This window comes from Tissierella praeacuta (assembly GCF_040396155.1).
Classification (GTDB): Bacteria; Bacillota; Clostridia; order Tissierellales; family Tissierellaceae; genus Tissierella; species Tissierella praeacuta_A.
Map to the genome: position 1 here is coordinate 1 of NZ_JBEBOY010000036.1, position 26,603 is coordinate 26,603.

30 protein-coding genes are annotated in these 26,603 nt (G+C 30.0%); 1 reads left to right on the top strand and 29 read right to left on the bottom strand.

Features of this window, described 5'->3' with window-relative positions; genetic code table 11:
- The 23 genes from ABWP20_RS14475 to ABWP20_RS14585 form a co-directional block, all read right to left on the bottom strand.
- A partial coding sequence (locus ABWP20_RS14475; RefSeq protein WP_353096708.1) for a sigma-70 family RNA polymerase sigma factor occupies positions 1–343 on the bottom strand: 343 nt, incomplete at its 3' end.
- Between the two features lie 60 nt (positions 344–403).
- On the bottom strand, positions 404–2,038 hold the full coding sequence (locus ABWP20_RS14480) for a peptidoglycan D,D-transpeptidase FtsI family protein (protein WP_353096710.1): 1,635 nt from the start codon (positions 2,036–2,038) through the stop codon (positions 404–406).
- A 47-nt stretch (positions 2,039–2,085) separates the two neighbouring features.
- Entirely contained in the window at positions 2,086–2,706 is a 621-nt protein-coding gene (gene udk, locus ABWP20_RS14485) for a uridine kinase (protein WP_353096711.1), read from the bottom strand.
- Between the two features lie 2 nt (positions 2,707–2,708).
- Positions 2,709–3,938: a peptidase U32 family protein gene (locus ABWP20_RS14490; RefSeq protein WP_353096712.1), complete on the bottom strand. Its 1,230-nt coding sequence runs from the start codon at positions 3,936–3,938 to the stop codon at positions 2,709–2,711.
- A gap of 4 nt (positions 3,939–3,942) precedes the next feature.
- Entirely contained in the window at positions 3,943–4,590 is a 648-nt protein-coding gene (locus tag ABWP20_RS14495; protein WP_353096713.1) for an O-methyltransferase, read from the bottom strand.
- A gap of 15 nt (positions 4,591–4,605) precedes the next feature.
- Positions 4,606–5,664 carry an endolytic transglycosylase MltG gene (gene mltG, locus ABWP20_RS14500; RefSeq protein WP_353096715.1) on the bottom strand — a complete coding sequence of 353 codons (1,059 nt, stop codon included), beginning with the start codon at positions 5,662–5,664 and terminating at the stop codon, positions 4,606–4,608.
- A gap of 149 nt (positions 5,665–5,813) precedes the next feature.
- On the bottom strand, positions 5,814–6,305 hold the full coding sequence (locus tag ABWP20_RS14505) for a QueT transporter family protein (protein ID WP_353096716.1): 492 nt from the start codon (positions 6,303–6,305) through the stop codon (positions 5,814–5,816).
- 37 nt (positions 6,306–6,342) lie between these two features.
- A complete protein-coding gene (locus tag ABWP20_RS14510) occupies positions 6,343–6,939 on the bottom strand; it encodes a LysO family transporter (protein WP_353096717.1) in 597 nt (198 codons plus the stop codon).
- A complete protein-coding gene (locus ABWP20_RS14515; RefSeq protein WP_353096719.1) occupies positions 6,929–7,228 on the bottom strand; it encodes a LysO family transporter in 300 nt (99 codons plus the stop codon). Before ABWP20_RS14515 ends, ABWP20_RS14510 begins: the two co-directional genes overlap by 11 nt.
- A 78-nt stretch (positions 7,229–7,306) precedes the next feature.
- Positions 7,307–8,968, bottom strand: a complete 1,662-nt coding sequence (locus ABWP20_RS14520) for a ribonuclease J (RefSeq protein WP_353096720.1) — start codon at positions 8,966–8,968, stop codon at positions 7,307–7,309.
- Positions 8,969–9,064: 96 nt separating this feature from the next.
- Complete coding sequence (locus tag ABWP20_RS14525; RefSeq protein ID WP_353096721.1) at positions 9,065–9,496, bottom strand: Fur family transcriptional regulator; 432 nt, start codon at positions 9,494–9,496, stop codon at positions 9,065–9,067.
- A 57-nt stretch (positions 9,497–9,553) separates the two neighbouring features.
- Positions 9,554–9,805 carry a DUF1292 domain-containing protein gene (locus ABWP20_RS14530; RefSeq protein WP_353096722.1) on the bottom strand — a complete coding sequence of 84 codons (252 nt, stop codon included), beginning with the start codon at positions 9,803–9,805 and terminating at the stop codon, positions 9,554–9,556.
- Positions 9,806–9,809: 4 nt separating this feature from the next.
- Positions 9,810–10,226 carry a Holliday junction resolvase RuvX gene (gene ruvX / locus ABWP20_RS14535; protein ID WP_353096723.1) on the bottom strand — a complete coding sequence of 139 codons (417 nt, stop codon included), beginning with the start codon at positions 10,224–10,226 and terminating at the stop codon, positions 9,810–9,812.
- Positions 10,227–10,240: 14 nt separating this feature from the next.
- Positions 10,241–11,188 carry an aldo/keto reductase gene (locus tag ABWP20_RS14540; RefSeq protein ID WP_353096725.1) on the bottom strand — a complete coding sequence of 316 codons (948 nt, stop codon included), beginning with the start codon at positions 11,186–11,188 and terminating at the stop codon, positions 10,241–10,243.
- 10 nt (positions 11,189–11,198) lie between these two features.
- Entirely contained in the window at positions 11,199–13,244 is a 2,046-nt protein-coding gene (locus tag ABWP20_RS14545) for a hypothetical protein (RefSeq protein ID WP_353096726.1), read from the bottom strand.
- A 17-nt stretch (positions 13,245–13,261) separates the two neighbouring features.
- Positions 13,262–13,498 carry an IreB family regulatory phosphoprotein gene (locus ABWP20_RS14550; RefSeq protein ID WP_503012545.1) on the bottom strand — a complete coding sequence of 79 codons (237 nt, stop codon included), beginning with the start codon at positions 13,496–13,498 and terminating at the stop codon, positions 13,262–13,264.
- A gap of 70 nt (positions 13,499–13,568) precedes the next feature.
- Positions 13,569–16,205: an alanine--tRNA ligase gene (gene alaS, locus ABWP20_RS14555; protein ID WP_353096729.1), complete on the bottom strand. Its 2,637-nt coding sequence runs from the start codon at positions 16,203–16,205 to the stop codon at positions 13,569–13,571.
- Between the two features lie 172 nt (positions 16,206–16,377).
- On the bottom strand, positions 16,378–17,568 hold the full coding sequence (locus tag ABWP20_RS14560) for an AI-2E family transporter (protein ID WP_353096731.1): 1,191 nt from the start codon (positions 17,566–17,568) through the stop codon (positions 16,378–16,380).
- A gap of 44 nt (positions 17,569–17,612) precedes the next feature.
- Complete coding sequence (locus tag ABWP20_RS14565; RefSeq protein WP_353096732.1) at positions 17,613–17,783, bottom strand: hypothetical protein; 171 nt, start codon at positions 17,781–17,783, stop codon at positions 17,613–17,615.
- A 114-nt stretch (positions 17,784–17,897) separates the two neighbouring features.
- On the bottom strand, positions 17,898–18,335 hold the full coding sequence (nifU, locus tag ABWP20_RS14570) for a Fe-S cluster assembly scaffold protein NifU (RefSeq protein ID WP_353096733.1): 438 nt from the start codon (positions 18,333–18,335) through the stop codon (positions 17,898–17,900).
- Complete coding sequence (gene nifS / locus ABWP20_RS14575) at positions 18,335–19,513, bottom strand: cysteine desulfurase NifS (RefSeq protein WP_353096735.1); 1,179 nt, start codon at positions 19,511–19,513, stop codon at positions 18,335–18,337. The genes nifU and nifS overlap by 1 nt, the downstream gene beginning before the upstream one ends.
- 18 nt (positions 19,514–19,531) lie before the next feature.
- Entirely contained in the window at positions 19,532–19,960 is a 429-nt protein-coding gene (locus ABWP20_RS14580; RefSeq protein ID WP_353096736.1) for an RrF2 family transcriptional regulator, read from the bottom strand.
- Between the two features lie 210 nt (positions 19,961–20,170).
- Positions 20,171–20,788, bottom strand: coding sequence for a hypothetical protein (locus tag ABWP20_RS14585; protein WP_353096737.1), 618 nt, complete (start codon positions 20,786–20,788; stop codon positions 20,171–20,173).
- A gap of 95 nt (positions 20,789–20,883) precedes the next feature.
- Between ABWP20_RS14585 and ABWP20_RS14590 the strand changes: the two genes are divergently transcribed.
- Positions 20,884–22,203: a hypothetical protein gene (locus ABWP20_RS14590; protein WP_353096739.1), complete on the top strand. Its 1,320-nt coding sequence runs from the start codon at positions 20,884–20,886 to the stop codon at positions 22,201–22,203.
- Here ABWP20_RS14590 and ABWP20_RS14595 read toward each other — a convergent pair.
- The 6 genes from ABWP20_RS14595 to ABWP20_RS14620 form a co-directional block, all read right to left on the bottom strand.
- Positions 22,196–22,471: a putative Se/S carrier protein gene (locus ABWP20_RS14595; RefSeq protein WP_353096741.1), complete on the bottom strand. Its 276-nt coding sequence runs from the start codon at positions 22,469–22,471 to the stop codon at positions 22,196–22,198. The two genes, ABWP20_RS14590 and ABWP20_RS14595, sit on opposite strands and share 8 nt — an antisense overlap.
- Positions 22,472–22,575: 104 nt before the next feature.
- Positions 22,576–23,337, bottom strand: coding sequence for a BclA C-terminal domain-containing protein (locus ABWP20_RS14600; protein WP_353096743.1), 762 nt, complete (start codon positions 23,335–23,337; stop codon positions 22,576–22,578).
- A gap of 583 nt (positions 23,338–23,920) precedes the next feature.
- A complete protein-coding gene (gene pyrR / locus ABWP20_RS14605; RefSeq protein ID WP_503012544.1) occupies positions 23,921–24,457 on the bottom strand; it encodes a bifunctional pyr operon transcriptional regulator/uracil phosphoribosyltransferase PyrR in 537 nt (178 codons plus the stop codon).
- A 2-nt stretch (positions 24,458–24,459) separates the two neighbouring features.
- Complete coding sequence (locus ABWP20_RS14610; RefSeq protein WP_353096744.1) at positions 24,460–25,380, bottom strand: RluA family pseudouridine synthase; 921 nt, start codon at positions 25,378–25,380, stop codon at positions 24,460–24,462.
- A 9-nt stretch (positions 25,381–25,389) separates the two neighbouring features.
- On the bottom strand, positions 25,390–25,845 hold the full coding sequence (gene lspA, locus ABWP20_RS14615; RefSeq protein WP_353096746.1) for a signal peptidase II: 456 nt from the start codon (positions 25,843–25,845) through the stop codon (positions 25,390–25,392).
- Positions 25,846–25,958: 113 nt separating this feature from the next.
- Positions 25,959–26,594, bottom strand: coding sequence for a TraR/DksA C4-type zinc finger protein (locus ABWP20_RS14620; RefSeq protein WP_353096748.1), 636 nt, complete (start codon positions 26,592–26,594; stop codon positions 25,959–25,961).
- Positions 26,595–26,603: the final 9 nt, after the last annotated feature.

Here is a 26,603-nt window from a genome sequence, read left to right on the forward strand (position 1 = left end):
CATTTTCTATACATCTTGCAGCATATGTAGCTAATCTCGTCCCTTTATTTGGATTATATGTGGAGATTGCTTTTATTAAACCTATTGTACCGATAGAAATTAAATCCTCTGTATCTTTCCCTGTGTTACTATATTTTTTCACTATGTGTGCCACTAATCTTAGATTCCTTTCTATTAATACATTCCTTGCATTTTCATCTCCTTGCGAATAAAGTTTTAAATACTCTTCCTCCTCTTCTCTTGAAAGAGGCTTTGGAAATGAATTTGAATTTATCATATATCCGCAAAGTATTATGAAAGGCCTCAATATTACACTAAAGATTAGCAGAATTATATTTTTCATCTATCCCACCTCCCTATCCATATATAATTATATGTGATAATACGTTAATCCTTGCAAGTCCTATTGAAGCTTCCTACAAATTCTTTCAAATATAGGTGCGGCAGATGCAGAACCTGAGTTGGCCTCTTCAGCTAATACCGTAATTACATATCTTGGATTATCCCTAGGATAATATCCTGAAAACCAACCATATATTGTAGGTCTACTCTTTAATAACCCCTCTGCCGAACCTGTTTTACCTGCTGCTGAACCTATATCATCTAATCTTAATTTCCTAGCAGTTCCAGAGCGTACTACTTCTTCCAATAATTCCTTTGCAATACTAGAAGATCTCTCAGATATTACTCTTCTATCTTCTAATTTATTATATGGCTTTATTATTTTACCATCCTTTGTAGTTATTCCCTGAACTATGGTCATGTCTTTTTGAATACCATCATTTGCAATAATTAATAACATATTACTAATCTGTAATGGAGTGGCTTCTATTTTTCCCTGGCCTATTGAAATATTTCCTATAGCTGGACCTAATAGTTCTTCCCCTTCTGGCAAATTCCCCTCTACTTCTTCAATAAGTCCAATATTGATTTTTTGACCAAATCCTAATCTCTTAGCCATCTCAATAACTTTTTTTGCTCCCATTTCTTTTCCAATCTGTATAAAAACAGAATTACATGATTTCGCAAATCCATTTTTTAATGAAATATTTCCATGAGTACTATTACAATTTATATTTACATTATTTATTCTTTCATAACCTTTACAATAGAATTTCCTATCTATAATACTCGGATCTTCTTCTAAAGCAGTCAATAATACCACTATTTTAAAAATTGACCCAGGAGGATAAGAAACCTGAATAGCTTTATTATATAAAGCCATATCTTCTCTATTAAAATATTCTTCCATATGCTCCTGATTAAAATTTGGTCTGCTAGCTAAAGCTAATATTTCAGCTGTATCTATATCCGATACTATTACTGCTCCCTTAGTTTTATCTTCATCTAATATTTCTTCCACTGTTCTTTGAATATTATAATCAGTAGTTAACTTTACTCCAGCAGGTTCATCTGGTGTTATGGAATTATCAACATAATATGAACCTCCCAATACTAAAGATCTATTTTTATCATATTCAATAAATATAGAAGATTTATCAGATTTATTTAGAAATTCATCATATACTTTTTCAATTCCAGATTCTCCTCGATTTTCAGCTTTATTAATATATCCAATAACATGAGATAGTAAATTTGCTTTAGAATATCTATTTGTAATATCAACTAAAAAAGCATTATTAGTCTTTTCAAGAGATATTTCTTCTCTTAAAGGAATCTGTATTAATTTGGATTTTGTATTTAAAATTTGATTTATCTCCATAGGAGATAAATCAGTATTCTGTGTTATTCTCCTCAATATTTCTTCATCTTTAACGATTGTTTCTCTTGGAGCTATTAGAGTCTTTGTATTTTCTTTATTAGTTAAAGGAATTAAATTTCTATCAAATATTGTTCCTCTTTTTGATTTTAGACTAATCTCTGTACTCCTCTGTTTTAAACATTGTAATTTAAGATTTCGCTTATCATATACCTGAAGATAATATAATCTCGTTAATAGACCTGAAAAAAGTAAAATACAGGCAAAATAATAAAATTTTATTCTTGAATCAATAGTATTTTTTCTATATCTAGACATAAAAAAACCTCCCTAAATAAGTGTTTCCACTTTTAGGGAGATTAAACTTAATTATTTAATATAGAATTTATCTTTGCAACCATTATATCTATGGCAACTTTATTATATCCTCCTTCAGGGATTATAATATCTGCATATCTTTTAGTTGGCTCAATAAATTGTAAATGTGCTGGTCTTACAGTTTCCATATATTGCAATATAACAGAATCTAAAGTCCGTCCTCTATCTTTTATATCTCTTAGTATTCTCCTAATAACCCTAACATCAGAATCTGTATCTACAAATATTTTAATATCTAATAAATTTCTTATTTCTTCTTCAAATAATATTAAAATTCCTTCTAGTATTATTATATCTTTAGCTTCTACAGTTATAGTCTCTTTTTTTCTTGTATGATTTTCAAAATCATATATAGGTTTCTCTATGGATTTATTATCCATTAAATCTTTTAGATGTTTTACCAGTAATTCATTATCAAAAGCAAGAGGATGATCATAATTTGTCTTTATTCTTTCTTCAAAAGTCAAATTGCTCTGATCTTTATAGTAAGAATCTTGTTCTATAATCGTAATCTTCTTTTCATGGATTGATTTAAAGATTTCTTTAGATACAGTGGACTTACCTGAGCCTGTCCCTCCTGTTATTCCAATAAGCAATGGTCTTTTCATGATTAATCCTCCCTTTCCTTTCTGATCATATCCATACTGCTTACTGGTTTATCCATAAGAATCTTAATTATTTGTTGAGGATGTGGTGCAACTTCTATTTCATTTCCTTTTTCATCCCACATTTTTTCAATAACTTGAGTAATAAATTCTTTATTAGGTCCAAATATCTCTACTTTTTCTCCTACAAAAATTCTATTTCTTTGTTCAACTGTTGCAATTTTAGTTTCTTCATCATAATCTAATATAAGTCCAACAAAATCATATCCCCTAACATAAGAAGATGTAGTATATACTTGAGCTTCATTAGTAGGTTTTCCTAAATAAAAACCAGTTGTAAAATCTCTATGACTTGCCTTTCTAATTTCTCTAAGACATCTTTCATCAAATTTATAATTATCTGGGTCCCTATAGTATTCATCTATAGCCATTCTATAAGCCCTAATAACTGTTGCCACATAATATGAGCTCTTAACTCTACCTTCTATTTTAAAGCTTATTATTCCTGATTTAACTAATTCTGGAATGTATTCAATCATACAAAGGTCTTTTGAATTCATTATAAAAGTTCCTTCTTCATCCTCAAATACTGGGAAATATTCACCAGGTCTTTTTTCTTCCACAAGATTATACTTATATCTGCAAGCATGGGCGCAATCTCCTCTATTAGCATCCCTACCAGTCATATAATTGCTAATTAAACACCTGCCAGAATAAGACATACACATTGCTCCATGGACAAAAGCTTCTATCTCTAAATCCTTTGGAAGTTTTTGAGTCATATTCTCTATCTCCTTGAAAGATAGTTCCCTAGCTAGTACTATTCGTCTTATGCCTAAATTATACCAAAACATCATTGTCTCATAATTTGTTGCAGATGCTTGGGTACTTAAATGTATTGGTAAATCTGGAACTGTCTTTCTAATTACTGAAAATATTCCTGGATCTGATACTATAACTGCATCTGTATTCATTCCATAAAGCTTAGTTACATATTCTTCTAATCCTATCATATCATCATCATGAGGTACTATATTTAAAGTAATATATACTTTCTTTCCTCTTTCATGAGCAAATTTTATACCCTCTTCTATTTCTTCCATAGAAAAATTCTTTGATGCCTTCCTAAGTCCAAAGCTATCTCCACCTAAGTAAACAGCATCTGCCCCATATCTTATGGCCATTTTCAATTTTTCCAAATCTCCAGCTGGTGCTAATAGTTCTATTTTATCCAAGATATTACTCCTCTCTATATGTTATGGCTACTCCATCTCCTATTGGTATAATACTAGATGTATAGCCTGATATTTCATTTATATATTGTAAAAACTGTCTTAGTCTTTTTACTATAGTCTTCTTTCTTCTAATGACTAAAGCATCTGTAGCCACCATACCTTTATAAAGTACATTATCTGACACTATAATTCCACCTGGTTCCAATACCTTAATAGATTTATTAAAAAAATCCATATATTGTCCTTTTGCAGCATCTAAAAATATAAAATCATATTTTTCATTTAGAGTAAGTAAGACTTCCTCAGCCTCACCCTCTAAAATCTTTATTCTATTTTCATATTTTGTTTTAGAAATATTTCCTTTGGCTAAGTCTATCATATCACCACGACGTTCTATGGTAGTTATATTACAATGACTTCCTGTATATTCCGCTATTAATAAAGCAGAATAGCCTATGGCCGTACCAATTTCTAAAATATTAGTTGGTTTTTTCAATTTTAATAAAACCTTTAAAAATTGTGCCACTTCAGGCTGTACAATAGGTACATGATTTTCCTCTGCATATTTTTCCATATACTTTAAATTATTACTATTATCAGGTAATAAACTTCTTATATAATCCTCAATATACTCTTCATTTATTTGGTTCAAATTTTATCATCCCTTTTATTTCTTTGGTTTTGCATTTAAATGTTCTTGATAAGTTTTAGTAAATGTATGGGTACCATCTCCAGTTAGTACAAAGAACAAATAATCTGTATCATCTGGATTTACTGCTGCTATTAATGAAGCCTCTCCTGGAGAAGCTATTGGCGCTGGGGGGAGTCCTGTATTTATATAAGTATTGTATGGTGATTCTATCTTAGTATCTGCATTAGTCAATACTTCTTTTCTCTCTCCTAGAATATATTGTACTGTAGCACAAGATTGTAACATCATTCCTTTTTTTAATCTATTATGAAAGACACCAGACATAAGTGGTCTTTCATCATCTACCTTTCCCTCTCTTTCCACTATAGATGCCAGGGTTATCACTTCATTTAATGTTAGATCAAATTCTTTAAGTTTTGGTTCTACATCTTTTTTATATACTTTCTCAAATTCATTTAACATCTTACCTATAATTTCTTCTTCTGTTGCACCTATAAATATTTCATAGGTTGACGGAAATAAAAATCCCTCAAGACTTTGTTTATCATTTAGTTCCTTTAGGAATGTATATTTATCTTCAAAATTCTTTTTATCACTAACTAATTGAAGAAATCTATCTTTATCTACTATACCTTCTTCTGATAGCTTTTCTGCCATTTGTCTAAGTTCATAACCTTCTGGTATAGTAAATCTTACAGTATTTTGACTTCTTCCTCCCTTTGTAATACTATCTATTATAGTATCAAGAGTCATTCCTGTAGATAAAGTATATTCTCCTGCTTTTAATTTTCCGCCTGCCCCTTTACTCTTTACCTGATATTTAAATATAAGCTGATTATTAATCAACCCATTTTCATATAATATATTTGCTATTTTTGTAGTTGAACTTGATGAAGGAATAATGACTTTGACATCAGAAGGGTTGTCAACTTCCATTGCACCAAGACTTTCTTTATAATATTTTTGGGCAAAAAATCCTCCAACCACTATTATACATAGTAGTATAAATGTAGGAAATCTTTTCGATTTTGATTTAGTTTTTCTTTTTCTATTTTTCATTTTAGTTTTTTCCATTTCTTTAACAACTCCCCTTATTCAATTGGCAATTTTAAATTATTAATTGACAATCAAACACAATTTTACATAATTGAAATAATAAATAATATTTTAAATTCACAATTCATATATCATAAAGTTTCTAGTATCTTTGTTTTTAGTTAATATTAGTACTCTTTTAAATTTGTCGCTTTATCATAAACTGACAAAATTATACTCCCAAAAATCGCAACTGATAATAACTCTCCTCCGCCTATTCCAAGTACAGTAACAAAATATGGAACCTTTGTAAAATAGGATACCCAAATGGATACAATTAATCCATTTAGCACTACTGGGGGAATCATACCTGCTATTCTACTTTTCATTTTAGATGTTATATATGCTGCAACAAGAGTTACTAAGGATCCACATAATATATCTACTAGTCCAAATCCTGAAAAATATGCTAATAATAAATTAGATAATAAACAACCAACAAAAATACCAGGAACTGCAGCAGATTCTACTATTGGAAGAAGCGCTAATCCTTCCGCAACCCTAAGTTGTATTGGTCCAAATGTAAGATTTATAAATGGCGCCGGTAATGTTTGTATTAAAACTAAAACTATATATATGGCTGCTATTAAGCTAGCCTTTGTTAAATACTTTGTATTCATTTTTACCTCCACTATTTTTAATTACATATAAAATTTGCTACAATTTTAAAATAATTGGCAGTATAATAGGCACTGAAGTTGTACAAATTACTCCAGTAACAAATGCAATTATTGTAGCCTGTGGATCTGTAGATGCAGATATTACTGGAAGGGAAGTATCCATAGCTGTTGCTCCAGCCGTAGATACAGACTCAAGCTTTCCAATATATTTAGCAATAATAGGTATAGATACTAAAGCTATTATCTCTCTAAATACATTAGATAAAAAAGCTAATGCACTAAGTTCTATATATCCTTCAGCTAAAAGTATTGTAGAACTTAACGTATACCATCCTAGTCCTGCACCTACAGCCCCAGCCTCCTTCACTGGCATGTTGAGTAAAAAGCCTGCCAATATGCTTCCTACTACACTTCCTAATATTATTGCTATTGGTACTAATAATATCCTTAGTCCCATCTTTTTCATTTTCCCAAACACATCTTTTTGTTTTCCAATATCTATACCCACAAAAAATAATAATAACATAAGTCCGATATCTATAATAATACCCATATTTGAGGAAATCGTAGATGGTAGAAAAAAATATCCAGCACCAGCACCTAATAAAACCGCTATAAATATTTTAAGACTCATTCCGTTCTCCCTCCAGCACTATGAATTTTCTAACTAGACGTACGAAGATAATACTAAATACAACGGTGAAAACGGCTATTATAACCGCCTTAAATCCTATTGAAAATAAATTAGATATTACTTCATTATTTATACCGATTGTAATTCCCATCATGAATAATAAAAAAAGCAAACACAGATTCTGAATTTTATTTAAATTAGATTGCAATTTTTCACTAACCTTATCATAATATCCAATTAATCCACCTAATGTTAATATTCCCAAATATAACATTAATCTCAATCCCATCACTCATTCCCCCTTTATATAATTTTCTTTTATTATTATACCAAAAACCCTAGTATAAATCTATACTAGGGTTTTTTATTAAACTTCCATTATTATTGGTAATATCATTGGATTTCTCTTTATCTTACCATATAGATGATTTCTTAGGGTATCTCTAATACTAGATTTTAATGTTGCCCAATCAGTTATTTTTTTCTGTTCACAATCATCTAATACTGCTCTTACTACACATCTAGCTTCTTCCATAAGATCTTCAGATTCTCTAACATATACAAATCCTCTAGATATAATATCCGGTCCAGCCAATACTACTCCTTCTTTCTTGCTTATGGTAACTACTATTACAATTAAACCATCTTCAGATAAATGTTTCCTATCCCTAAGAACAATGTTTCCGACATCTCCAACTCCCAATCCATCAACTAAGATATTTCCCGCCGGTACATATCCATTTACTTCAGCAGAGTCCTTAGTAAATTCTATAACTCTCCCATTCTCCATAATAAATATATTTTCCCTAGGCAAACCTAAAGATTCTGCTATTTCAGCATGTTTCTTTAAATGCCTATACTCACCATGTACTGGTATAAAATATTTTGGTTTAACCAAAGTGTGTATTAGCTTTAACTCTTCCTGACAAGCATGACCTGAAACGTGTACATCCGCCAAGGCTTCAAATATAACTTTTGTTCCACTTTCTACTAGGTTATTTATTACCTTTGAAACAGTCTTCTCATTACCTGGAATAGGTGTAGCAGATATTATAACCAAATCCTCTGGTTGAATTTCTATCTTCTTATGCTCTCCTGCTGCAATTCTAGATAACGCAGACATTGGCTCCCCTTGACTCCCTGTAGTAATAAGAGTTATTTCATTACTAGGATATTTATTCATTTCGTTAATATCTATTAAGGTACCATCTTGAATATGCAAATATCCTAATTCAAGAGCTACGCCAATGGTATTAGTCATAGACCTGCCTGATAGGACTACTTTTCTGTTATTTTCCTCTGAAGCATTTATTATCTGTTGAATTCTGTGAACATTAGAAGCAAAAGTTGCAACTATTATTCTATGTTCATGCTTAGAAAAAATATCTCTAAAAGTATTTCCCACAGTTCTCTCACTCATAGTATATCCTGGTCTTTCAGCATTAGTACTATCAGCAAGAAGGGCCAATACTCCTTTATTCCCCAATTCTGCAAAACGATTTAAATCTATTACATCTCCATCTATTGGTGTGTAATCAATCTTAAAATCCCCAGTATGAACTATTGTACCTACTGGACTGTGAATAGCTAGCGCCGCACTATCTGGTATACTATGACCAGTCTTAATAAACTCAATATCAAAAGCTCCTAATTTTATAGTTTCACCATGCTTTACAATATTTAAGCTTACATTCTCTAGTTTATGCTCTTTTAACTTATTTTCAACTAACCCTAATGTTAACTTAGTTCCATAAATAGGTAATCTTAGCTTTGCTAGAACATAAGGAAGCGCACCGATATGGTCTTCATGTCCATGTGTTAATACTATACCTCTTATTTTATCCTTATTCTTTAATAAATAGGTTACATCTGGAATAACTACATCAATCCCCAGCATTTCGTCCTCAGGAAAAGTCATTCCACAGTCTATCAATACAATATTATCTTTATATTCAAAAACTGTAATATTCTTTCCTACTTCTCCTAATCCTCCCAGGGGAATAATTTTAATTTTATTTGGTTTTCGCACTGAATCACTCCTCTTCTTATTTTATTTTTTCCATTTTTCAAGTTTATAATCTTCTAAAAATAAATATTCGCCCAAAAAATAAATCCCCATAGGGATTTATTTTTTACACTCACTACAATATCCATAGAATTTCACATTATGATCAACTATAGTAAACTGTCCTTCGTTTTCAATTTCTTCTTCTAAGGCCTCTAATAAATCAAGCTTCACTTCTGTAACCTTTCCACAATTTAAACAAATCAAATGATGATGGTGATGATTTTCCGAATCCGTACTTAGTTCATACCTACTACATCCATCATCGAAGTTTAATTTGTAGACTATGTTGAGCTTTTCAAATAATTGTAAAGTTCTATATACGGTGGCAATACCTAAATCTGGGTATTCCTTCCTTACAATATTATATATCTCATCACAGCTTAAGTGTTCATCTTGATTATCTACTATAGTTTTTAATATAGCTCTTCTTTGAGTTGTAAGTTTATATCCTTCTTTTTGAAGTTTCCCTTTTATTATATTAATATCCATTTTTTCACCCGATTATAATACTAAATTAACCATACTACTATTTCTTCTCTTTGTCAACTATTGAAGATTTTCTTTTTGCATTTCTTCATAAACTTCTATTGCATCTTGCAATTCATCCTCATCATCAATACCAACTAAAAGCAGATCCCCCATATCATCTCTCTCCATCCTTAAAATGTAAGTAGGTCCTTCTATTTCATTTGCTGGTATTAAAGCTGCATAATCTTCATCATCTAATCCAAAAGTAGCTAAGATTACAAATTCCTGTTCTTTCCCTAATTCATCAAGTAAAGTTATTCTTTCATTCATCATATTACCTCCCTTTCCTATCCAAATAAATTTGCAATATAAATGTAGCAGCAACCTTATCTATTACAGTTTTTCTTTTATCTCTTCTAACATCTCCTGATATAAGCATTTTTTCTGCAGCTATGGTAGTTAGTCTTTCATCTTCATAAATAATTTTAACATTATATTTATTTTTAAGCTTCTCTGCAAACTTAATAGTCTTTTCACCTTGAGGACCTAAAGTTCCATTCATATTTTTAGGTAATCCTACTACAACTTCTTTGATATTATATTCATTTATAATCATTTCCAAAGCCTTATAATCTTTTTCTTTAGATTCTCTTCTTATAGTAGTTATCCCTTGAGCTGTCATCTGCAGTAAATCAGATATGGCAACTCCTATTGTTTTATCTCCTACATCTAATCCCATTATTCTCTCCATTATTCGCTCCTATACTAAATTACTTTTATACAAAATTCAGGACAAACCTTAGCACAGTATCCACATAAAATGCATTTTTCATTTGGTGTAGCTACTCCATTTACTAATTGGATTCCATGCTGCTTACATCTTCTAACACAATTGCCACAACCTATGCAATAATCTGCAACTATTAGTTTTCTTTTTTTAGTCCTCAATTTATTCTTCAAATTCTCAGGTATAAATCCATTCTCAAGTAAACTTATATTAGCATCAACTTCATCCTTCGATTGCATCCCTATGGCAATTGAATGAATAAAAGGAATATCCTTTACAAAATTAAATGCTGATTCTGCTTCTTTTATTAGATGTCCGCCGCCTAAAGGTTTCATAGCATAAACACCTTTTCCCATTTGATAAATTTCTTCAATTATCTTGAGCATCTCTTCTATATCTCCATCCTGTATGCCAATGCCATATTTATTTACTATTGGGTGGATTATTTCTAATTCCTTTACTTCCCTTACCGCCAGTGTTCCTGCAATTCTGTGTGTAGATATTCCAATACTTCTAATCTTACCTTCCTCTTTTGCCTTTAAAAAGTATTCTATTGCTTCAAAATGACCTCTTACTGTATGAATACTTTCTTGCTCATGCAATAAAAATATATCTATATAATCCGTATTTAATTCCTTAAGTGCTAACTCTAAACTGTCCTTTGCCATCTCTTTGGTATATGCATATGTCTTTGTTGATATATGATAGTCTTCTCTCCTTATACCCTTTAATGCTTCTTTTATATATTTATAGTTCTCATAGATCTCTGCCGTATCAATAAAATTTATTCCTTTATCATAGGCATATTCTATAAGGTATCCTCCTTCCTTAACAGTTAGTCCTGCTTGAAAAGGAGTCATTGTTAAAGAACCAAAGCAAAGCCTTGATACTTCAATACCTGTATTTCCTAATTTAATTCTGTCCAATTATTTCACCCTATTCTATGTATTCTAGATATAGTCTTGATGTTATTAAGTTCATACATATGGCTGCAAGAATCAATCCAGAATCATTAAACAAAAAACCCCCTATAGCTCCTGATAATCCTGCTATATTAGCAATTGAAATCTTACTGTTTATTCCCTTAAAATAAAATATCAAAACATGTAAAATCATATGTAATAATAATAAATATATCCAAAAAGAATTGTCCACTAATTTTATATTCATAAATAACTTTCTAAATGCTATTTGATTTAAATGTTTTAAACCATTACTTTTAATAAGCAAAGTTGTATTACCTAAATGAGTAATATTATCATTAAATCTTATATCTATATAGCCCATCATTGATACAAAAAGTATAATTATTACTCCAATAAGAAATATTATCTTTATACTCAAACTTCTGTTAAAGGTCTCCGCAACATAAAAAACTATAGCAACTATAAATGCCATAGTTCCTCCAATATTAACTCCGTAGCGAGGATGTCCAATTAATATAGCTGACATACTCAATAAAATTAACGGCAATATACTCTTATTATTTTTTCTCAATATTTCTACTGATAAAACAGATAGAAGTCCTAAAAACAGTCCTACCATTTCATTTCCCATTCCATAATATCTTGCACCTATTACGGGATCATGGGATAAAACCGAAAATTTGCTAATCTTCCCTTTTAAAAGCAAATCTATCATTATTATAAAAACTGAAATACCCACAATATATATAATTTGATTGTTATTTTCTTTAGTCTTCCATATTACAAATAAAGATAAAATACTTAAAATAAGTAAGATTGAAATAAAACTATAAATTTCTCTTGGCTTAAATATTGAAGCTATAATAAAAATACTTGGAATAATCAATATCATAGTAAATAATGTCTTTACAATATCCTTTGTATTTTCTGATAACCTTATCTTTGCACCAAGGAAAATTATTGATAGAATTAATATAATTATAGAAAAAATTCCATATAAGTATAAAGTATTATATCTTACTTTAGATATGGTATTTATTTGCTGACTGTACTTTATTATATCCTCTAAACTTATATTCCTTGATATTGAACTAATATTAGCTCCTGACATATTACTAGTAGATGCTCCTAAAAAGCTCATAATAGTAGGTCCTATATCTATATTTGTGACTAAGCCTTCCCTATTAGTAGTTTTAGAAACTAAAGTTCCCTTCTTAATTCCCTCTCCCCAAAGTATTATTGGAGATAGTTTATTATCATCTACTTTTTTGTCCCCATCATTTGGACTCGTAATAATCAATAATGAATTATTCCATTCCAACGTAGATCTTAAATTACCAATAAACTTATCTATATCTATCAAGATTTTTTCTCGAAGATATAAAAACTCATTATCAGATAAAAACTTACTATATCTATATAATCTTTCTAAATCACCTGTGTCTCCTACAATAAAATCCGCTGAACTATTTCTAATTTCATTTGAAAGCTTTTCATAATCAGTTTTTATGGAAAAAGGATAGTTATCTTCCTCTATTGTTATATTATCTATATTACCATAATCAATCAACCCCATTGAATCCATGGGAATCAATGCAGAAGTCTTAAGAGGTTTATCAATCAAATCACTATTTCCATAAATCCCAGTCTTTAACCCTGTTCTATGGAGATTATCTCCCATAACACCTATATGAGGAGAAAATTTATTATCTTTATTTAAATTAATTAAACTCCTAAAAGAATTATTCACTATGAAACCATTAGATTTATTAGTTCTAAAATCTATACTAGTATAGTTAGAATTTGCTTTTCTTGAAGTATTTATTGTAAGAAAACTTTCAGCACCAGTATATCCTGATACACCTCTAGTATTCATCAATCCAATACTTCCTTCTTCAATTATTCTATTTAAATTGTTCATAGATTCTATGTCTTTTAGAGTTAGTTTGTTTATAACTATAAGATATACCTTTGGAGCATCATTAGCCCCATAAGATATATCTGGTGTTAATAATATAAATAATAAACAGAGCAATAAAAACTTTTTTGCTTTCAAATTAATTCTCCCTTATCTTACTGTCTACTATCCAAATAAGATTTCAATAATTCTTCTAATAGTTCATCCCTTTCTATACGACATATAGTTGATCTTGCGTTATTATGGCTAGTAATATATGTTGGATCACCAGATAGTATATATCCTATTATTTGATTAATCGGATCATACCCTCTCTCCTTCAAAGAATAGAATACTGACAATATTATCTCTTCTACAGACTCGACTTTCTCAATTGGTGGTTCGAATTTCATAGTTTCATTAAATTTATTATTCACAGAAACACCTCCTAATATACTACTATTATACCATATAAGTCCTATATTATTTTATTTGTGTTTTAATTAAATCTGCAACAATTGAGAGAGCTTCCTCAGCTTTAGTAATATCTTTGCCTCCCGCTTGTGCCATATCTGGTCTTCCGCCGCCACCACCGCCAGTTCTCATAGCAACTTCTTTTATTATATTTCCAGCATGAATTCCTTTTTCTACAATATCTTTGGTTACCATACCTATAAATGAAAGTTTACTATCTTTTACACTTGCAAGCACTACAACACCAGAACCTAGTCTGTTTCTTATTTCATCGCCTAAATTTCTCAAACTATTCATATCCAAATTATCTACTTTATAAGTAATTAAAGATATCCCCTCTACACTTACTTTAGAAGATAATATTTCATCTGCAATAGATAGCGCCATCTTTGCCTTTAAGCTTTCAATTTCTTTTTCCTTTGTCTTTATATCCTCTGTCAGAGTTTTAACCTTTTCTAGTAGGTTAGTTTTATTTGCCTTTAATATGCTAGCTAATTGATCTATCTCTTCTTCCATATTATTTATATATTCATAGACTCCATCTCCTGTTATTGCCTCTATTCTCCTAACTCCAGATGCAATACTTGATTCAGAAACTATTTTAAATAAACCAATATTTGAAGTATTAGAAACATGAGTACCTCCACATAATTCCTTAGAATAATCACCCATCTTTAGTACTCTAACCTCATCTTTATATTTATCTTCAAATAGTCCTACTACTCCCATTTCTTTTGCGTTTTTAAGTGAAGTTTCTATAGTTACAATCTCTAAAGCTTCAAGTATCTTAGAATTTACTATTCTTTCTATCTCCTTTAATTCCTCTTCTGTTACAGCCTCAAAATGAGTGAAATCAAATCTAAGTCTATTTGGCATAACTACAGACCCAGCTTGATTAACATGTTCCCCTAATATATCCTTTAACGCCCTATGAAGAAGATGAGTTGCAGAGTGGTTTCTTCTAAGAGAATCTCTTCTGCTATCATCTACAGAAGCCACTACCTTATCACCAACTTTAGCTTTTCCTTCTAGGATTTTTACTATATGAATTAAATGATCACCTTTAGAATGTTTGGTATCTAAAACCATAGCTTTAAAATCAGTACTTTCTATAATTCCTGTATCTCCTACTTGACCACCAGATTCTCCATAAAAAGGAGATTCATTTAATATAATAATTCCTTCATCTTCTTTATTCAACTCATTTACTTTCTCATTATTGCTAAATAGTCCTATTATTTCAGCTACAATATTAGTCTTTTCATACCCTCTAAAAGTAGTTTTTAAACCTTCAAAAATATCTTGGTCACTACCAGCAGACCATCCGCTGTCTCCCTCTTCTCTAGCTTTTCTAGCTCTATTTCTCTGTTCTTCCATATTACTATTAAATTCTTCTTCGTCTACCTTTAAATTCTTCTCTTCCAAGATCTCCTTAGTTAAGTCTAGAGGAAATCCATAAGTATCATATAGTTTAAATGCTTTTTCACCACTTAAGACAGTTTCATTATTTACTTTGATTTCATCTATATAATCTTCTAAAATAGATAATCCTTGATGAATAGTTTCTTGGAATTTATCTTCTTCAGCTTTGATTATTTTTTTGATATGCTCTTCTCTCGTCTTCAATTCAGAATATTCTATTTTCCATGAGTTAATTACAACGTCTACAATTTGACTTAAAAATCCTTCTTCTATTCCTAGAAGTTTGCCATGTCTTGCTGCCCTACGGATTAATCTCCTTAGTACATAACCCCTTCCTTCATTACTAGGTAGTACTCCATCTGAAACTAAAAATGTCATAGCTCTACTATGATCAGTAATTACCCTTATAGAAACATCCTTTTTAGAATCACTACCATACGTGATCTTAGAAATTTCTTCTACTTTTCTTATTATTTCCCTAACAACCTTAGTATCAAATATGGTCTTTGTTCCTTCCATTACGCAAGTAATTCTTTCAAGTCCCATACCAGTATCAATATTTGGATTTGGCAATGGATTGTACACTCCATTCTCATCTTTATCAAACTGAGTAAATACTAAATTCCAAACTTCAATAAATCTATCACATTCACATCCAGGTTTACAATCTGGTGAACCACATCCATGTTTTTCTCCTCTATCAACATAGATCTCTGAACATGGACCTGATGGGCCAACTTCTAACTCCCAGAAATTATCTTCTTTGCCTAATCTAACTATTCTCTCAGCAGGTAATCCGATCTCTTTATTCCATATTTCGAAAGCTTCTTCATCTTCCAAGTATATAGTTACCCATAAATCCTCTTTATTTATTTCCATTCTCTCTGTAAGAAATTCCCAAGCCCAGGCTATAGCTTCTTTTTTAAAATAATCTCCGAAGGAAAAGTTCCCTAACATTTCAAAGAAGGTACCATGTCTATCTGTTTTACCTACATTATCAATATCACCTGTCCTAATACATTTTTGACATGTTGCCATTCTTTTACTAGGTGGTGTTTGCTCTCCTGTAAAGTATTTTTTAAGTGGTGCCATCCCTGCTCCGATTAATAATAATGATTTATCATTTTTGGGCACAAGTGAAAAACTAGGTGCAGCTAAATGTTCCTTTTCTTTAAAAAAATCTAAAAATTCTCTTCTTATTTCATGTAATCCTATCTTTTTCATTATATACACCTCTCCATTTAAGATTATCCATAGACTCCAATTTATTCGAAGCCATCTAAATTTAATCCGTTTTATAAATTGCAAAAAACGTCCCTATTAGAGGGACGAAATTCTCTATCTGATATATTTGGATTATAATTTAATATTCGTTATTTGTCAATAATTAGGACCTTTAATTCTGTATTCTTGGTGGTTTCCTAAGTTTATCTCTTATAAAATCAAACAAAATTAGAAAAATAGCTACTACAGGAACAGCTAAAATCATTCCCAATACTCCAAATACTCCTCCTCCAACTATTATTGAAATAAGAATTATCAACGGATGAATTCCCGTTGTTTCACCTATTACTTTAGGTGCAAGTATATTATTTTCTACCCATTGTATGGAAACAAAGAATATAGCAACCCATATTGCCTTTAATGGACTTATTAAATATGCAAAAAATACTGCTGGCAAAAATCCTAAGAAAGGACCTATATATGGTATTATATCAGCAATTCCAGTTATAAATCCAATAACAATTGCAAAATCAACTCCCATTATAAGTAGTATTATAGAAGTTGCAATACCTACATAAGCTGCCATAATTATTTTACCTCTAACAAACTTAGATAAAGAATCATCAATTTCATAAAACAATCTTTTACAATCTTTTTTATATTTTCTAGGAATAAATCCCATTAACTTCTCTTTAAAATAATTTTTGTCTACTAGAAAATAAAAGGTTAATATAGGAGTTAGTATTAAACTTACAAGCTTTGAAAAGGTATTCATTATTCCCCCAATAAAATTTTTAAGTCCATCTACAACCATGTGCTCTATCCCAACTATATTCTCCATTACAACTTGTTGAACACCTTGGAACATTGGAGGTAAATCACCTAAAGTAGAATAATATTTATTATATAATTCATCTATTACTGACGAAGCTTTTTCTAAATATATTGGCATATATACTACAAGCCTTTTTATCTCAGTACTTGATCTTGGTATCACTAAGAATGCTACAACCAAAAACATTGCAACTATTCCTAAATATAATAAAAATACTCCCTTTAATCTACTGATTTTCTTAGATTCTAAAAAATTAATAACTGGATTAAAAAGATATGCTAAAATTGCAGATAAAATTATGGTATAAAAAGTTTCCGATAATATTGCATGTTTTTTAAATAAATTGAAAATCAAGAACAAAAAAACTAATCCTATTATTATAGGTAAAATTTTTTTATCATTAATCTTAATCTTTTTCTTATCTGATACAAAATTATTTCCTATATTAATAAGATAATAAATAACTAAAATTAGCAATATAGTGAGAAGTGTCCATATAAATTTAATAAAAAAACTTGGAGGCTTCATGGTTTTCACTCCTTTAAAATTTGTGAAAAGGCAGCATAAGCTGCCTAGCTCCACAAAGAACTCATTCCATCTTTTAAATTAGCTCCCATTTTTCTTGCAGATTTCATTACTCTTTTTCTACTCATTGGTGTAATTGCTGAACTAATGACTATACCTAATGATGTTCCTATAACAGTTCCCCAAAATGCTTTACTTTTATCTCTATTGTTAAACAATCTATCATCTCCTTTTTTATATTTATATTATATATATTGTCACTAAAAGGAGATAATAATTCTGTTAGTATTATCTAATATTAGAATTTACTAGAAAAAATATTTATAATATCTTTATAATTCTTCTAAATCTTGGTCATGATGATCATCATCAAAATTTATATCATCCAATCCTTCAATATGAATATTATTCTTTTTTGAATAATCTAATAAAGCAGCTTTAATAGCTTGTTCGGCTAATACTGAACAGTGCATTTTTACTGGTGGTAGTCCGTCAAGTGCTTCTGCAACAGCCTTATTAGTTAATTTCATAGCATCTTCAATACTCTTTCCTTTAATCAATTCTGTAGCCATACTGGAGGATGCAATAGCAGAACCACATCCAAATGTTTTAAATTTAACATCTTTAATAATATCGTCCTCTATTTTAAGATACATTTTCATTATATCCCCGCACTTTGCATTTCCAACTTCGCCAATGCCATCGGCATCCAATATTTCTCCAACATTCCTTGGATTTTGAAAATGTTCCATTACTTTTTCTGAGTACATTAGTTTTCCTCCTTTATCTTTTCATATAGTGGAGACATTTTTCTTAATCTGTCTACTATTTTAACAAGCTTTTCTACAACATAATCTATTTCTTCCTCAGTATTGAAATCTCCCAATGATAATCTTAATGAACCATGGGCAATTTCATGAGGTAGACCAATAGCTAATAGAACATGAGAAGGGTCTAATGATCCAGAAGTACAGGCTGAACCGCTTGAACCAGCAATTCCTTCCATATCTAAACTAAGTAATAAAGATTCTCCTTCAATAAATCTAAAACACATATTTACATTTCCAGGTAATCTACGAGTTGGATGACCATTTAATCTTACATGAGAAATATTTGATTCTATCTTTTGAATTAAACTATCTCTTAATTTAATTAATCTTTCATTATGTTCATCTAAATTTTCATAAGCCAATTCAATAGCCTTTCCCATACCAACTATAGCTGGAACGTTTTCTGTTCCTGCTCTTCTGCTTCTCTCTTGTGCTCCTCCAGATATAAGGGAATCAAGTTTCACACCCTGTCTAATGTATAAAGCTCCTATACCCTTTGGTCCATAAAATTTATGAGCTGACATTGATAGAAGGTCTATATTCAATTCTTTAACATCTATTTTTATATGTCCCATTGCTTGAACTGCATCTGTATGGAAATATATATTTTTTTCCTTTGCTATTTCACCTATTTCCTTAATTGGCTGTATAGTACCTATTTCATTGTTTGCAAACATAACTGATATAAGTATTGTCTTATCAGTTATGGATTTTTTAAGTTCTTCTAAATCAACTAAACCATATTCATCAACATCTAAGTAAGTTACTTCAAATCCATTTTTTTGTAAATATTCACAAGTGTGTAATATTGCATGATGCTCAATTTTAGTAGTTATTATATGATTTCCTTTATTTTTATTTCCATATGCAATACCTTTTATAACCCAGTTATCAGCCTCGGAACCTCCACCAGTAAAGAATATTTCCTTTTTATCTGCTCCAATACTATTAGCTACTTTTCCCCTTGCTTCTTCAATAGCTCTCTTTGACATATTACCTAGAGAATAAATAGATGATGGATTACCATACTTTTCCGTAAAATATGGCAGCATTTCTTCTAATACATCTTTTTTAACTTGAGTTGTAGCAGCATTATCCATATATATATATTTTCCCATTGATTTTTCCTCCTAAGTTTACTCTTTTCTATTTAATTTGTTTTCATCATCCACCATATCCTGTAATGTGATGGAATCAATTACTTCATCAATACTATCTTTTATTTTTACCCAAACTAATTTAGTTACACATTTATCTTCCCTAGAGCATTCAAATTCATCATCCATGACGCAATCAGATGGTGCCATATTTCCCTCTAAGGCTCTTAGAATAGTGCCAACTGTAATCTCTCTTGGTTCCCTTGATAACATATACCCACCTTGAGCACCTCTAACACTATTTAATAATCCTTCTTTTTTTAATGTAGAAAATAATTGTTCTAAATAATTTTCTGATAAATTCTGCTCATCGGCAATTTGTTTTAAAGGTATAGGTCCATCACCATGATATAAAGCCAATTGAAACATTGCTTTTAATCCGTATCTTCCCCTTGTAGATAATTTCATCCTTTCACCTCTTTTTATTACCAACTGATTTCCTTGGTTTTCCTTAATAAGTATATTATACCCTAGTGTTTTTGTCAACATTCATATTTTATAAAATTAAATATATTTTTAGTTCAAAACTACATAGTTTTAATCTAGTAAATTACCAAAAACTAAATAACGGATTCTCTAGAATCCGTTTTTAGCTTAATCTACATTTTTTATTCATGCCTATGGCTCAGGAAAGCAGTCTAGCTGAGGCGGGAAGAACTCTGGAAATGGTGCATATTCTAGAAAATCTTCACATATGTCTTCTGGACTAAAATCTTCACATGGAAGTGGTGGTGGACAGTATCCAAAAGCTGGTATTAAGAGTTGAACTGTACCTACTACCTTAATTATAATAAATACTCCCACAGTGAAAACAAAATCCTCTCCTGTTTGTACAGGTGGTAATAATACCTCAGAACTAGTTTCAACAACTATTCTAAAATCAAACTCATCTCTAGCATCTGGAATATATAGTATTATGTCTTTATATATATCTGGTAAGAACCCTTCTGCTATTATGTTCCCATTACAATCTAGAACCTGGAAAGGAACTCTTATAGTGAATCTGACTCTCCTAAAGTTAGGAGTCTCAGTATCTGTAACTATTAATGTATTAGGTACTATGAATCCAGGTCTAAACCTTATTCTTTCGAACTTTTTCTCACTCATTTTTACTTCAACTTCAGGGAAACATTCTCTCTGTTGACAGCTTGCGAACACTTTATCAACAATGATACAGTCGCAGTCAAAATCATGATTAAATTGTGCCAATTTTTCCATGATATTAAATTCAGCCATGTTTTTCACTCCTTTTATTTAATAAATTCATATCCACTAACATATTATGTATAGATATAGTAATGTGCTACTAATAATTTGTGGGGGTGAATTAAATGTTTGAGTTAAATATTAATATTGTTATCAATTCTAAAAAAGAGATATTTATATTTCGATTAACAAATGATGGAGAAATCAATTATACTATTTTTGATTCATCGTTAACATCTCTATCTTCTAAAAATTTATATGATAAGAATATATTGAAATATTCAGTTATTATTGATAAAAATGATGTAATGCATCTTGTTGCATTACTAAACACTGGAGAATTAAATTACTATAAATATATGGATGAAAAATGGGTAAAAGCTACTATTGCAAAATTTGATATGATATCAAATATATACAATCAAATAGAAATCTTAATGATTAAAAATAAACTTCATATAATTTATAACTATTCCAATTTGATAAACTCCAATATTTGGACTATTCAACATGTAATCTATGGTGATGAAGAAAAACACAATGCCATTAGATATATTTCAAAAAGGATTCCTGATCCTTTTGCAATTGATGTAGATAATCAAGGCACTATTCATTTATTATATAGAAACAATATAAATAAACCTCAAATATATCATATATTCTATAGTCATTATACTAAAGCATGGAGTCCTCTATCCAAACAAATATCTTCCGAGACTAGTCAGAGCTCCTTACCCTTTTTATTTATAGACTCTCAGGATAACTTACACGGATTATGGCTAGAAGAAATAGATGGTAAATATCAAATTAGGTATCTAAAGATGAGCTCTGGTGGAAAAGAAAAATATATATGGAAAGAAATTAAACTTCCATATATACAATTATCAAAATATCCACCAATAATTTTTGAAGAAAATAATAAGCTGAAGTTAATATTTACATATAATGATAATATTGATTTTCTTTATTCCTCTAATTTCGGCAACTCTTGGCTAAAAGGGGAAAATAGTCAAAGTCTAAGTCAAAATACAATACTAGCTAAAGTTAGATCAAATATAAATAAAATCAATTATATTTATTGTAATATTTCTGAGGAACCTAAATTACATTTCTTAGATTCATTTCCAGATAAAAAAATTTGGAATACTAATGAAAACTTAAAAATAGAATCTGAAAATAAAACAGAACTTTCAGATTCTACTAATAAAGAAGATTTTTCTATTTCTGAAAGCGAGGAAGTAATCTTAGAAACTAGCGAAATAAACTCCAATATTTTAGATGAACTAGAGAATAAATTTATAGATATATTAGATAATTATAAAGCTATAGAATCTACTTTAATAAAAATCCTAAATAATCAGGAAACTATAAAAAACGAATTAAATAATATACAGAATTCAATTAATCAGAAGAAAGATTCTTTCTTCAATAAGTTTTTTAATTAATATTAACTTTCTTATATTTATATCTTCCATTTATTTTTTCAGCATAAAATATATCGAAAGCTCCAATATTTAATTCTTTTGCCTCCCTGGCTAAAATATCTGCATATCTTATATTGATAAATTTTATTGCATAATTACACCCAGCTTTTATTGTGCAGGGAGTAGACACTATTTGAAAATTTTTATATCCCATTGTTTCAAGTACAGAATATAAAAATATTGCTTTATTCTTTGTTTCAAATACAGCTATATAATAATTATGGTCCATATAATTACCTCCTTCTATATTATAAAATATTTCCCTTATACCATAATGGTTCCACTTTTTTATAAACCCTCCAAACTTTTTATATTTGGAGGGTTTATATTTATTTATGCTACTCTTATAACGTTTAAAGAAGCGCCTGCTCCATCTCGTAATATTGCTGCGCCTATTAATCCATAAAGTTCTAATCCTAAGGAATCGCCAGCACTTAAATTAGCTATAACGGAAGCATTATATTGAGTTCCTAATAATGGCTGTACATCTGAACCCGCAAGAGGACTTCCATTGACTGTTATTCTAGATCCTACAGCTAATGCTACTGTTAAATCTATGTTGTAATTTATATAATATCTACCTGTTACTGGAACTGTAAATGATGTGTTAGTTCCATCTGCAGTAAATGCATCTAAATTTTGAGCATCTGGTAACGGAACTGAAGTTCCTCCCAATATTACCCCTATTGTCACACTAGAAGTGTTACTAGCAGACATTGAATTTATTGTAACTACTTCTCCAGCAACACCTGCTGGGCCTGCCGGGCCTTGTGGACCTTGTGGACCTACTACGCCTGCCGGACCTTGTGGACCTGCCGGACCTGCTGCGCCCTGCGGACCTGCTGGACCTGCTGGACCCTGTGGTCCTTGTTGACCTGGCGGACAATTGCAGTTATTATCTCTTAGACAACATGACCACCAAGGAAATCCTCCAAAATGACAAGGTGGCGGAGGACAAGGTCTCCATCTATGGCAATTACAATCTATATTTCTATTTCTGAAAGTTTTCGGTATAATACATGAATTTGACGGAATATATTCGTTTTGGTTATAACAACCGTACATATCTTGAACATATTCGTATTGATTGTTCATATATAACATACTCCCTTCTACTATCTATTTGCGATATAGAGCTTACTAAATCAAGAAGCAAAAACAATCTATAGCTTGTTTTATTCCCATTAATATTGTATGTTCTAGTAAAGTAAATGGTTACACATATAAGTTAATTTAAAATAGAAAATAATAAATTTAAAAGTGTGAAATCTATAATTTTATCCATGACAAAATTAAAATATTTTTCCTAATATTTACATGAGAAAATAAAGGACTTTATAGTACTAAGTATCAATAGCTAAAACATAGCTCTATCTAATATAAAATCTTTATACAATTTCTATATTTGAGCTAATTTTTATAAAGATTTTGCTGTATATAGAATTCTAAAATAAATTGATATAAAAAATAAATGTATTACAAATTATTGTAATACATTTATTTTTATTATATTAAGTTAATAACTGCACAGATATCAAATTATGTATAAATCTACTTATAAAGTATCTTATAAACAATTATTCATAGTAATAAATACTTATATAAGCTTAAATATTTAAACCTCTACCAGATAAAATATTAAAGTTATCAAAAAAATTATATTTATAAAATTTATATATTAATCAATTATAAATACTTTATCCATTCCATCAACTTCTTTAAAATTAACCTTTACGTTCTCAGATTTAGATGTAGGTACATTCTTCCCTACATAATCTGCCCTAATTGGAAGTTCCCTATGTCCTCGATCTATTAAAACTGCCAATTGTACTCTAGAAGGTCTTCCCTTATCTACTAAAGCATCTAATGCTGCCCTGACAGTCCTTCCTGTATATATAACATCATCCACAAGAATAATAGTTTTCCCATCAATATTAGCGTTAAAATCATTATTTACTATAGGTTGTTCGCTAATTTCTGTTAAATCATCTCTATATAAGGTTATATCAAGAGAAAATACCAGAACACTCTCACCTTCAATCTCTTCTATTTTCTTTGCCAGTCTTTCAGCAAAGGGACATCCTCTGGTTTTAATTCCAACTAAAGCAATATCTTTTATTCCTTTATTTCTTTCGATTATTTCATTGGCTATTCTAGTAGTCGCTCTTTGTATAGCCTTCTCATCTAAAATAACTGCCTTAATATCCATATTCATCCCTACTTCCTCTTGTTTTCTAAAATATTTAAAATGTTCTTAAAATACTCAGGCAAATCAGTTCTAAATTCCATATAATCTCCAGTTGATGGATGATAAAAGCCCAGTTTATAAGCATGCAACATTTGTTTATTCAAATTAAACTCATTCTTTACTCTAGAATATACTGGGTCGCCAACAACTGGATGATTAATATAAGACATATGTACCCTTATTTGATGTGTCCTTCCAGTTTCAAGTTTAACCTCTATTAAGGTATAATTATTATATCTTTCTAATACCTTATAATGTGTTATAGCCTCCTTGCTATTCTTTGAAGTCACCGTCATCTTTTTCCTATCAGTTCCATGCCTGCCTATTGGAGCATTAATAGTGCCTTCATCATTAGATAATATTCCATGAACTAAGGCCATATACACCCTTTTAATATTTCTTTCCTTTAAATTTTCAGATAAAATTCTATGGACTTTATCGTTCTTTGCCACAATTAATAATCCAGAAGTATCCTTATCTAATCTATGAACTATTCCAGGTCTGATTATTCCATTTATCGAAGATAAATTATCAATATGAAATAATAATGCATTAACCAAGGTTCCACTATAATTACCTGGGGCAGGATGGACTACCATATCCTGGGATTTATTAATAATAGCTATATCTTCATCCTCATATACTATGTCTATTGGTATATCTTCAGGAATAATTTCTAATTTCTTAGGCTCAGGCATATTTACTTTTATAAAATCGCCTTCCTTAACTAAATAACTAGATTTCACATTTTTATCATTTACATATATCAACTTTTCCTTTATCAATTTCTGTACATAGGACCTAGAAATTTCATTTAATTCTCTAGCTAGATAAGCATCTAGCCTTTCTTCACTATCATCTTCATCAACATAAAGTTCAACAATATCCATCATGACCTCCTACGCTTCGTATCTATCAAACAACACTAAAATTAATATTATAAAAGTCCCTAAAACTATGGCAATATCTGCTATATTGAAAACAGGAAATTCATATCTATTAAATAATCTAAAACTGAAAAAATCTACAACATATCCAAATCTAATTCTATCTATAAAATTCCCTATAGTACCACCTAACAACATTCCAAGTCCAATCCTCATAAATATATTTATCTTATAATAATTCTTCGTTAAAAATAAAATAAGAAAAAACACAACTGCACAAGTTATAATAATAAAAAATATCTTCTTATTTTGTAAAATTCCAAAAGCAGCACCAAAGTTTTCAACATAGGTCAATCGGAAATAGTTAGGAATTATAACATGAGAAACAGATTCTTTTAAATACTTAATAGCCGCATATTTACTAATTTGATCCAATAAAATAATAACAATCGATAAAATAAATATCAAATTTAATTCCTCCTAATCATCTAAATATACTTTCTATTTTATATTATTATACTACTAATATCAATAGTAGGAGGATTTAAAAAAGTTCTCTGGAGACATTATCCAGAGAACTTTTATTTTAAAGTTTCATCATAATATTCTTGAGATATTTTCTCGACTTCTTCAACTCCATCACCACCAGTATTATCTTGTTCGTCCATAACACCAAGATGGTCACCAGTAGCAAATGAAGGATCATCAGAAACCATATTAAATGAAGCTACTTTTTGATAGGCATCCTCCCTATCAAACTCTACTATTTCCTCCGTAGTATCACTAAATGAAGTTCCTTGTTCTTCATCTATGGGCACAAATTTTCTTGCATTCATTTCCTTATCCGATGGAATTGTAATACTATCAGCACAATCTACACAATTTTTTAAATAAGGTATAAGGTCAAGTCTTTCCTCGTTAATTTCTTTTTTACAACTTTTACATATTCCATAGTTCCCATCTTTTAAATCTTCTAAAGAGCTATCTATTTCATATAAAGTATCTTTCATACTGTTTTTAAATCCATTATCTTGCTCCATCATGAATAATTCTGTACCTATGTCAGCAGGATGATTATCATAATTAGATAATTCATTATGATATATATCCATAGCTCCAAATTCCTTCATATTATTCATATTATTTAGTGTCTTCAATATTTTTTTCTTTTCTTCTAATAGTCTTTTTCTAAAATGGTGAAGTTTATTTTTATCCATAGCTGCCTC